The following is a 2,353-nucleotide window of genomic DNA, read 5'->3' on the forward strand; positions in this document are numbered from 1 at the left end:
GGCACCGCCACAGGGATATGCACCCCAGCAAGGATACGCACCCCAATATACCCCAGGGCCAGCTTATGGCGGGCCGAATGCCGGCCCCATGGAGTCCATGCCCTACCGAGGCCCCAGCATGCCCTGGCAAAATGCCCCCAGGCCCAGCTATGGCGCACCGGCCTACGGAAGACCAACTCCCTATGGACCCAACCCTTATGCCCTGCCACCAGAGTACGGCCCACAATATGGTGCGCCCGGCAACCCAATGAATGGTCGTGCTTTTCCGAACAGGGCTTATCCGCAAGAACCCCATGGTGAACCTTCTTATGGCCGTCCCAACTTTGGCCCCATGGGTCTCATGCCCTACCAAGGCCCCAACATGCCTTGGCAAAATGCGCCCAGACCCGGTTATGGCGCACCGGCTTTCGGACCATCACCTTACGGGCCGAATCCTTACGCCCGCCCGCCTCAATACGGCCCACAATATGCTAGACCAGAATATGGGGCACCCGCCTACGGGCCATCACCCTATGGACCCCCTCCCGAAGCCCGGCCACCTCAGTCTTATGGCCAGCAGCCTGGTTATGGTTATCCATAAACGGAAATATCGGGATATAGGTCCGCCTGAAAACAAGGAGAACGCAATGCAAAAAGCAAAATGGTTAAAGGTAGCCATTCTCTCTGCCGCAATGGGAACACTTTCCGTACCTATTGCTGCTTATGCCTGGGGGCCCTGGGGAAGCGAAATGCCTTGGTCCGGCTGGCAACACCGTATGCCCTGGAGCGGTTATTCCAATCCTTGGCAAGGGAATTCCGGACCATGGTCTGGTTATGGCGGTCCTTGGCACGGAAATAGTGGCCCCTGGAGTATGGGTAGTTTCCGTATGACTTTTCCCCATTGGGGTCCCATGAATTTTAATGGCAGCCCCTTTGGAGGCTACGGACGCCACTGGTCTGGAAATGCGATGCCTTGGGGCGGTGAAGAAATGCCTTGGGGTAGTGGTGGCGGTATGCCTTGGGGTGGTGGAGGCGGTATGCCTTGGGGTGGTGGCATGCCCTGGAGTCCCATGTCCTCCATGAACCCCATGTCGCCAATGGGTCCCATGAGCCCCTGGAGTACCTGGTAACACCATAATTCCCAAGTTTGGGGAGTGACATTGCAGTGGCGCCAACTGCAAGGCTTGTGGCGCAAAATGATCAAGGAGCAAATTCGATGAACGCGAAACATTTTAGAAAAGTAGCTGCTTTGGCAGCAACACTCGGATGTGCGGGTTTTATGCCCCCCCGCCAGGACCCTATAGTCCCGATTATGGGTATCCATGATGTCCGCATTATTCGAATATTGCCTTGAAATCAAAAATACAGGTGCCAAAAGAGGCCAGCCATGAAACAAATTTTGGGTAGAATCATTGGGTTTATTATTCTGGTGATCATTATTCTGGTAGTGATTGCTGCCATACAGGATCCGCAACTCTGGCGTCATGACTGGCAGACGACCCGGCAATACACGGTGCAAAAATGGCAGGCAATGCACCATTGGTGGGAAAAACAGGAAAGCAAACCCGCTCCGGTAGCCCATCCTGCAACAGTGCCGATCACGGCCACCACACCAAAACTACAGCCGGGCGTGGCGGTGCAGCAAGCAACCCCGGTTACCCCGCACGTTAAAATCCTTTTTCCGAAAAACCTTACCGAGTCTCAGTATGCTCTGCTGATGGCTGCACGACGGGCGTTTTGGGAACATGATGTTAAAGCCGCCATTGCCGATTATCAGGCATTAATCGATCAACTGCCTGAAGTACCGCAATTGTATGGCGAATTAGGCAACATTTATTACCAGACTGGTCATCCTTTATCTGCTGGCAAGGCCTATTCCGGTGCTGCCCGAACGCTAATTGCAACGCATCAATATCCTTCTGCCGCAGCATTATTACCCCTGATCAGTTCTCTGGACCCGAATCAGGCCACCATCATCCGCCAGGCACTGGCACGTTAACCATAAGGAGTAATAAATTATGAGTGACATCCGAGAAGAACCGCAGTTACATTCAGAAGATGCCCCGACCAGCGGCAAAGAATCCATGCCGGAATCAGAAGCCAACTTGCATAGTGACACGGATACCGAATACCGCCAGGTTACGCAAAGCCAGCATGAACCAGAACAGCAGCACTATACTCATTCAGAGACCCATTCGGGTACCGATACAGATGCCTCAGCAGCCGCAGCCGCTGCGGCGTCAAGTTCCAGTTATAGCAGTTACTCTCCGCCCCCTCCCCCTCCTGCGCAAAAAGAGGGATTTTTGAGTCGCTTTTGGGGATACCCGCTGATCATTTTGATCTTGCTGGTCATCATTGTGATTCTGTTTATTTG

At 53.8% G+C, this 2,353-nt stretch carries 3 protein-coding genes and 1 pseudogene; all 4 read left to right on the plus strand.

Annotation, left to right across the window (positions count from 1 at the left end; genetic code table 11):
- Positions 1 to 580, plus strand: a pseudogene (locus tag HJG40_RS14005) (hypothetical protein); the annotation flags it as partial.
- Positions 581 to 626: 46 nt separating this feature from the next.
- Entirely contained in the window at positions 627 to 1,109 is a 483-nt protein-coding gene (locus tag HJG40_RS14010) for a hypothetical protein (RefSeq protein WP_215864768.1), read from the plus strand.
- A 257-nt stretch (positions 1,110 to 1,366) separates the two neighbouring features.
- Positions 1,367 to 1,978 carry a tetratricopeptide repeat protein gene (locus tag HJG40_RS14015; protein ID WP_215864769.1) on the plus strand — a complete coding sequence of 204 codons (612 nt, stop codon included), beginning with the start codon at positions 1,367 to 1,369 and terminating at the stop codon, positions 1,976 to 1,978.
- Positions 1,979 to 1,997: 19 nt separating this feature from the next.
- On the plus strand, positions 1,998 to 2,353 hold a 356-nt coding region (locus HJG40_RS14020; protein ID WP_215864770.1), incomplete at its 3' end, for a hypothetical protein.

This window comes from Acidithiobacillus concretivorus, from assembly GCF_018853445.1.
GTDB lineage: Bacteria > Pseudomonadota > Gammaproteobacteria > Acidithiobacillales > Acidithiobacillaceae > Acidithiobacillus > Acidithiobacillus concretivorus.